Below are 7631 nucleotides of genomic sequence, written 5' to 3' on the forward strand. Positions count from 1 at the left end.
AAGCTTATTGCTGCTCGAATAAACTATCAATATTTAAACCCTCATGCTGCAGAATATCTTTTAAGCGTCTAAGGGCTTCAACTTGAATTTGTCTTACACGCTCACGTGTTAAACCAATTTCTCTGCCTACATCTTCTAATGTTGAAGGTTCATATCCAAGTAAACCAAAACGTCTTGCTAGCACTTCACGCTGCTTAGGATTAAGCTCACCGAGCCAATCAACAATGTGCTTGTTGATATCATTATTCTGTACTTCATTTTCAGGACCAAATCCTTTCTCATCAGCAATGATATCTAGTAGCGCTTTGTCATTCTCACCGCCAATTGGCGTATCAACAGAGGTGATTTTTTCGTTCAGGCGAAGCATTTTAGTAACGTCTTCAACTGGACGATCAAGACATTCTGCAATTTCTTCTGCAGTTGGCTCATGGTCTAGCTTTTGTGTCAATTCACGAGCTGTTCTAAGGTATACGTTGAGTTCTTTGACAACATGGATAGGAAGGCGAATCGTACGAGTCTGATTCATAATCGCACGCTCGATGGTTTGTCTTATCCACCACGTTGCATAAGTTGAAAAGCGAAAGCCTCGTTCTGGGTCAAATTTTTCAACCGCTCTGATCAGGCCCAGATTGCCTTCTTCTATTAAATCAAGAAGCGCAAGGCCACGATTATTGTAGCGACGAGCAATTTTAACCACTAATCTCAAATTACTTTCGATCATGCGTTTGCGAGAAGCCTCACAGCCTTTAAGTGCTTTGCGCGCGAAATAAACTTCTTCTTCGGCACTCAATAGAGGGGAAAAACCAATTTCGCCTAAATACAATTGGGTTGCATCTAAATTCTTAACGGTTTCTTCTTTTGCAAAAACATCATCTTCCGTTTCGACATCTTCCAAAAGTTCCATTTTTTCGTCATCTAGTACTGCTTCATCAACTTCAGCTTCTGCAGTGACTAGCTTCTTAGTCTCTTTCTTTGCTGTTTGAGCCATATCATCCTCCCAAGCGAGTGAGTGGTATTAATCCATCATACAGTCAGTAATAAAAGCATTTATGGTAAATACTTCTTAGGATTTACCGCTTGGCCTTTAAAGCGAATCTCAAACCTCAAAGCCGTTTGCGTTGCATCCGTATTTCCCATTTCGGCAATTTTCTGCCCAGCTTTAACTTTTTGCTGCTCCCGAACAAGTAGTCGATCGTTGTGAGCATAGGCACTTAGGTAATCATCACTGTGTTTCAGGATGATTAAATTACCATACCCCCTCAACGCGCTTCCTGCGTATACGACTGTCCCTGCTGCTGCCGCACTTACTGATGTTCCTAATTTGTTTTTGATCTGCAAGCCTTTATAACCTTGCTCTTTGTTAGAGAAGCGCTTGGTTATTTGCCCTTGAGCCGGCCATTGCCAATCAATTTTGCCATTCTTTTTCGATGCTGCTGTGTTTACTTTTTGAGTGGCTTGTTTTTGAACATACTCCCGTTGTTTTGGCTTCGCAAGATCTTTTTTTACCAAGTTGTTATTTTTTTGTTTCTTATCAATAGTCTCTGTTTTAACAACTTTGCGTGGAGTGCTTTTTTTATTGCGCGTTTTAGGTTTAGCTAGTACTAACTTTTGACCTGGAAAAATTGTGTATGGTGGTTTGATATTATTTAGGGCCGCAATCGTACGCACGTCCCTATTGGCGGTAAAAGCAATGGCAAACAGCGTATCGCCTTTTTGCACCGTGTACCGATTGTTTCTGATGATGATTTTTCGTGATGATAATGAATCAGCATAAGTCAACGAAGTGACGGGTGCAGGTGAGTGCGTTGATGAACATCCTGCAATGAACACAATTAGTAACAAAATAATGAACATGTTCACTGCTTGCATTCACTTACCCAGTAAAGTTGACGATTAACTTATTAAAAATAACAAGATAAGAAGAGGTTACGCAAGGTCATAGCGAAATTTCTCCCGCTATTAACGGGACAAAACGTACCGGTGCCATTTTATGTTCAATAAATTGCTCACCTTTTCGTACCACAAGGGTTAATACTTGGTCTTCTTCACCTATGGGAACCAATAAAGCGCCGTCGTCTTCGAGTTGTTCAAGTAAAGCTTGAGGTAGTGATTTTGCCGCTGCAGTGACAATAATCCCAGAAAATGGCCCTTTCGTTTGCCAACCTTGCCAACCATCACCATGTTTCATGGAGACATTGTATAAATCTAATTGATGTAAACGTCGCTTTGCTTGCCACTGCAGTGATTTAATTCGCTCAACGCTGAACACCTGTTCGAACACTTGTGCTAAAACCGCGCTTTGATAACCTGAGCCAGTACCTATCTCAAGCACCTTACCTTTTACACCAACTTGTCGCAAAATCTCTGTCATCTTTGCAACAATAAATGGTTGAGAAATAGTTTGTCCATTACCTATGGGCAATGCCGTATTTTCATAGGCTTTGTGTTTTAACACATCATCGATAAAAAGGTGTCGCGGGGTATCTTTGATTACCTGTAGCACCTTTTTATCTTGGACTCCCGATGCTTTTAATTGCTCAGCTAAGGCTTCTGCACTACGGGCATAATTGCCAAGCACTTAGTTAGCCCCTTCCAGCCAAGAAGACATTGCATCGATACTCTCATGCGCTGTCATATCAACCTTAAGTGGTGTCACTGCAGCATAGCCTTGATTAACAGCATAGAAGTCAGTGCCTTCGCCAGCATCACTTTCAGAGCCAAGCGAGCCATACCAAAAAACACTTCGGCCCCAAGGATCAATTTGCTCAGTCATGGTGTCGGCTTTGTGGCGTGCCCCTAAACGCGTTACCTTAACCCCTTTTAATTCAGCTAAAGGAATATCTGGCACATTAATATTGATAATTTGATCTTTAGGAAGTGGGTGAGAACTTAATTGTTTGATTATTTTCACCGCCACTTCAGCTGCGGTTTCGTAATTTGCTTCTTTTTTTGAACAAAGAGAAACAGCAATTGCAGGTAAGCCTAAGTGACGCCCTTCTGTTGCCGCAGCGACAGTGCCTGAATAGAGTGTATCATCTCCCAAGTTAGCCCCATTGTTAATGCCTGCCACAACTAGATCTGGCTCTTCATCTAAAAGCTGGTTTACACCAAGATGGACACAATCTGTCGGCGTGCCATTCACAGAGTAAAAACCATTTTCTAATTGTGTTGCGCGCAATGGATTTAACAACGTCAAAGAGTTACTTGCACCACTACAGTTTCTGTCTGGGGCAATAACGGTCACATCGGCAATTTTGCTCAAAGCTTCATACAATACAGAGATCCCTTTTGCATGAACTCCATCGTCGTTACTGAGTAAAATCTTCATCGTTCTTCCTTATTTGCAAATGCGCTTTTATTCACATCAACGTAATTAACAAGCTCTCTAAGCACTGCTGTTGCGAATGTCCCTTTAGGTAATGCAAAACGTAATTCAATACAGTCTGACGACAACGTTTTCACTTCAAGATCTATAGGGAGCAATCGCAGAGCACGGCGCTCATTTTTTAATCCTAATTCGGCAAGACCATGATGCCAAGCTCTAAAGGTTTCAAGAAACTCTTTTTCTTGCGCAATTAACCCTTTTTCACCTTTGCCGACCAGAGGCGCCGACAAGCAAATGTCTCCAGAGGTTAACCTTGCGATATTTTCATCACTTATATCATCTTCAAAGAACGCATTAGAGCCTTCTAGCATAAAGATTTCTCTATGCCAGGTCTTCGCTAAACCATGCTCTTCTACTCGCATACTCACCAGTTGATTGAATATGTGCGAGCGCGCAGCAGAAATAACAATACTTCGTAATTTTCTGTCGCGAATATGTTCACCTGCAAACATGCGCTCAGCCATAGTGAGGTTATGACCATCGTGACCAAAGCGTTGTTCACCAAAGTAGTTTGGTACACCCTGACGCACCGCATTAATACGTGACAAAATATCTAATGGCTTATCAATGTTTCTTAGTGTGATCGTAAAGCGATTGCCTGAGTGACAGCCTGTTCTAAGTTTTCGATTATGGCGCTTTTGCTGAGCAACAAAAATAAAGTCATCGTTTAGTTCGGTAAAATCAACGTCTTTCTTGATAGGGACAGGTACACTAAACCACTGACTGCAAACACCATGGCGATCTTTCAGTCCCGCATAGCTGACATTTTTTACATGTGTCCCAGCTTGCTTTGCTATTTTTTTAGCGACATCTAAGGTGTTTATCTGCTTTTTAATAATGTGCAAACAGACGTGCTCACCTTCACCGGTCAGTTCAATATCCAGTATTTCGTCTACAATGAAGTCTTCCGGCTGACTTTTAAAGTCAGCTGCTGCTTCAGGCTTGCCATATAGATAGTGCAATTCCATTATGCTTTAACCAATAACACAACTGCATGGGCTGAAATGCCTTCTTTACGACCTTCGAAGCCCAGTTTTTCTGTCGTTGTAGCTTTTACATTTACCTGAGTCAATTCTGCCTGGCAATCAGCAGCAAGATTGGCACGCATGTTATCAATATGCGGTCTCATTTTTGGTGCTTGCGCAACAATAGTGACATCGCAGTTACCTAGCTTATAGCCTAGCGATGTAACCTGTTCCATCACTTGTCTGAGCAAAATACGGCTGTCTATATTTTCAAACTCAGCAGACGTATCTGGAAAGTGTTTACCAATGTCGCCAAGTGCCATTGCCCCCAGTAAAGCATCACATAAAGCATGAATAGCAACATCACCATCAGAGTGCGCAATAAAGCCTTGCTCAAAAGGAATTTTCTCACCGCAGATCGTTAACGGACCTTCACCACCGAATTTATGAACATCAAAACCGTGACCAATTCTAATCATTTTCTTCTTCCTGCTCTTTTAGTAAAAACGCGGCTAAGCGTAAATCTTCTGGCGTGGTAATTTTAATATTATCACTACGGCCTTCAACGAGTAACACAGGCTTACCTTGCAGCTCCATGGCTGAAGCTTCATCCGTAATAAGTTTGGACTCTGATAAACAAGTCTTCAGAGCATCTTTTAGCGCCAGATAGGGAAATAACTGAGGTGTAAGTGCCTGCCATAAATCAGCACGAGGTACTGTCTCTTCGCTATATTGCTGCCCACGCTTAATCGTGTCTTTGACTTTAGCTGCAAGAATGCCACCTTCTTGCTTTTCAAAACAGCAAGCAATTAAGTTTTGAATATCTTCAATTTGTACTATTGGCCTTGCAGCATCATGTACTAAAACCCAATCTGGCTTCAGTGTCTCTAGTGCATTTAGCGCGTTTAAAACTGAGTCTGCTCGCTCTTTACCACCATCAGTAGTTTGCACTTTGGTCGTACTAAACTGTTGAGTGTTAAATAGCGCATCTTCAGGATTAATCGCTAACATGATGGTGTTAAGCTCACTCATAGAGCTGAGCTTACCAACTGTGTGCTCTAAAATAGACTTATTATTTATTTTTAAATACTGCTTTGGGATCTCAGCTTGCATACGGCTGCCAACACCTGCAGCTGGTACAACAGCAGCAATAATAGGAGAATTATTCATGTTATTTATTCGGTAAGACTCTAATGAAGGTTTCATTTGGCTTGATCATACCAAGCTCATGTCTTGCTCTTTCTTCAACGCCTTCTAAACCAAGTTTAAGATCGTCAATATCTGCTTTTAACAGCTTATTTCGTTTAATTAATTTCTCATTCGCTACCTGATGCGTGTCTACAACACTTTTCAAGCGCGTATAATCTTGCATTCCATTATGGCCAAACCAAAATTTATACTGAAGAAATAGCGCAAGGCTAAGAAGTAGAAACTGAAATATACGCAAAACTGCACTTCCCAATAACAAATTAATCAAACATTACGTTTTATTGAACGAACATTTTTCCAATTGATCATACTGGCTAATAGCATCTCGCGCAAACTAAGCCTTCTTGGTGGCACTGCTTTATTAAATTGCCATTGATGACCACAGCACGCTGCTGTCATGACCTGTTTACTTGGCTTTAGCACTTGTAGATTGGAGTTGGATTGAGAAGCGCCCGAAAAGAAAAACCAACCATTTAAATTACTATGAAAGCTATTTTTATCAACTTGGTCAATACAGTCTAAGGTCAAGGATTGATAACCCGAATACTCTTTTAATACAGGAATAACTAATCCAGCTTTAGCATGTTTTTTATAAAATGAAGCGTTATGCTCGAGATCTTGAGAGGGCAACTTTTTCTGAGGTGCAAGCCAACCACCATTTTGCGAATCTAAATTTAGCGGAATCTCACCTTGCACTATATGCCGTGCAGCGCGTTCTACATAGAAGGGTAAACTTGCCAAAGATTTACGTAATTTCTGCTCGTTATGAACAGCAGCAAGCGCTGGAATTTCTCTGGCGTAGAAAACATTAACCAGCTCAGCAAACATCAACCGCTCTTTTTCATCGTTCCATAGCTGAGCTTGTTGCACACTCTGCACTGACATCCCCTTCTTTGGTTACTGCAGTTTTTATAGCATGTGCAACGTATTACTGCTAGCCCTTCGGTTTATTACCCAGTTTAACATCACCATTTTCTAAGAACTGTGCAACCGTATCGCGCTTTTTACCAAGTAATAAACAACCATCAGCAAGAAACATAAAGTTTTGCCAACAACGTTTGAAAACATCAAACTGGGTTTCAATCACACAGTCTCTATTTAAGCAAAAATAGACCGTTGTATTGTTTTCCCATTTTAAAAATTCATTTATGGCCTCTGGAAGTTCTTCTACCCCTCCTTCCCAGTCTTTTTCCCAGTTCAAATTTTCTTGCCATGAACTTGCTTGCCCTGCCCATTCACTTTCAGTGAAGAAGTCTGGATGATCTTTTTCACGACTAACCATAGTAGACCAAAGCACAGCTGAACGTGTCGGAGACATTAGTTTAATCTTTTCAAGATCAGTCGGGGCAATTTCCAAGTCTTGATGCCTAAACACCCAAGCCTTTTTGAATTCATTAAGGGGAATATAATTCATTGTGACCTTTTAATTTTGCTCGCGGTTAGTGAGGTGGGATTATCACTATGTTTAAATGAAAAGTGAATGATAATTTGTTATTTAATTTTTGAAGACCCAAAACGAAAAAACCCCAACTCTTTCGAGTTGGGGTTAAAATTTGGTGCCTAGCGATGTTCTACTTTCACATGGGAAACCCACACTATCATCGACGCTGTTTCGTTTCACTTCTGAGTTCGGCATGGGGTCAGGTGGGTCCAAAACGCTATAGTCACTAAGCAAATTCTTTGAATTTGTTTGTATTCTTATTTTTTAAATTAGGCCCTGGCGATGTTCTACTTTCACATGGGAGACCCACACTATCATCGACGCTGTTTCGTTTCACTTCTGAGTTCGGCATGGGGTCAGGTGGTTCCAAAACGCTATAGTCACCAGGAAATACTGGGTGCAAATGTTTAATGACATCGTGCATCGCACGAGCATTCCATTTGCGCAAGGTGAACTGATTTCGCATTGCTGCTGGGGTTAGTTACCTTGTTTAATTCTTAAATTCGGAAAAAATCTGATAATTCTAAAACTTTCTACTCTAGTTCATATTAGCTTCTGAGCTAAAACCACTTTGGCGTTGTATGGTTAAGCCTCACGGGTAATTAGTACTGGTTAGCTTAATGTATCACTA

The 7631-nt window shown here is 41.0% G+C and carries 10 protein-coding genes and 2 rRNA genes; all 12 read right to left on the minus strand.

Annotated elements, in window-relative coordinates; translation table 11 throughout:
* Positions 1-4 precede the first annotated feature (4 nt).
* Entirely contained in the window at positions 5-988 is a 984-nt protein-coding gene (gene rpoS, locus AAEU28_RS06990) for an RNA polymerase sigma factor RpoS (protein ID WP_421963468.1), read from the minus strand.
* Between the two features lie 59 nt (positions 989-1047).
* Positions 1048-1869, minus strand: coding sequence for a peptidoglycan DD-metalloendopeptidase family protein (locus tag AAEU28_RS06995; protein ID WP_421963469.1), 822 nt, complete (start codon positions 1867-1869; stop codon positions 1048-1050).
* 67 nt (positions 1870-1936) lie between these two features.
* Positions 1937-2578 (minus strand): protein-L-isoaspartate(D-aspartate) O-methyltransferase, encoded by a 642-nt coding sequence (locus AAEU28_RS07000; RefSeq protein WP_421963470.1) that lies wholly within the window; start codon positions 2576-2578, stop codon positions 1937-1939.
* Entirely contained in the window at positions 2579-3328 is a 750-nt protein-coding gene (surE, locus tag AAEU28_RS07005) for a 5'/3'-nucleotidase SurE (protein WP_421963471.1), read from the minus strand.
* On the minus strand, positions 3325-4356 hold the full coding sequence (gene truD, locus AAEU28_RS07010) for a tRNA pseudouridine(13) synthase TruD (RefSeq protein ID WP_421963491.1): 1032 nt from the start codon (positions 4354-4356) through the stop codon (positions 3325-3327). Before truD ends, surE begins: the two co-directional genes overlap by 4 nt.
* Positions 4353-4829 carry a 2-C-methyl-D-erythritol 2,4-cyclodiphosphate synthase gene (gene ispF / locus AAEU28_RS07015; protein ID WP_421963472.1) on the minus strand — a complete coding sequence of 159 codons (477 nt, stop codon included), beginning with the start codon at positions 4827-4829 and terminating at the stop codon, positions 4353-4355. Before ispF ends, truD begins: the two co-directional genes overlap by 4 nt.
* The gene (ispD, locus tag AAEU28_RS07020; RefSeq protein WP_421963473.1) at positions 4822-5520 is read right to left on the minus strand and encodes a 2-C-methyl-D-erythritol 4-phosphate cytidylyltransferase; all 699 of its coding nucleotides are present in this window, start codon (positions 5518-5520) and stop codon (positions 4822-4824) included. Before ispD ends, ispF begins: the two co-directional genes overlap by 8 nt.
* A 1-nt stretch (position 5521) precedes the next feature.
* Positions 5522-5797: a cell division protein FtsB gene (gene ftsB / locus AAEU28_RS07025; protein ID WP_130254541.1), complete on the minus strand. Its 276-nt coding sequence runs from the start codon at positions 5795-5797 to the stop codon at positions 5522-5524.
* Positions 5798-5823: 26 nt separating this feature from the next.
* Positions 5824-6444 (minus strand): hypothetical protein, encoded by a 621-nt coding sequence (locus AAEU28_RS07030; RefSeq protein ID WP_421963474.1) that lies wholly within the window; start codon positions 6442-6444, stop codon positions 5824-5826.
* 49 nt (positions 6445-6493) lie between these two features.
* Entirely contained in the window at positions 6494-6973 is a 480-nt protein-coding gene (locus AAEU28_RS07035; RefSeq protein ID WP_421963475.1) for a DUF2947 family protein, read from the minus strand.
* A 144-nt stretch (positions 6974-7117) separates the two neighbouring features.
* Positions 7118-7231: ribosomal RNA gene (gene rrf / locus AAEU28_RS07040) — 5S ribosomal RNA — on the minus strand.
* A 43-nt stretch (positions 7232-7274) separates the two neighbouring features.
* Positions 7275-7388, minus strand: a 5S ribosomal RNA gene (gene rrf / locus AAEU28_RS07045).
* Positions 7389-7631 lie beyond the last annotated feature (243 nt).

The organism is Pseudoalteromonas sp. SS15, from assembly GCF_049257195.1.
Taxonomy (GTDB): Bacteria; Pseudomonadota; Gammaproteobacteria; order Enterobacterales; family Alteromonadaceae; genus Pseudoalteromonas.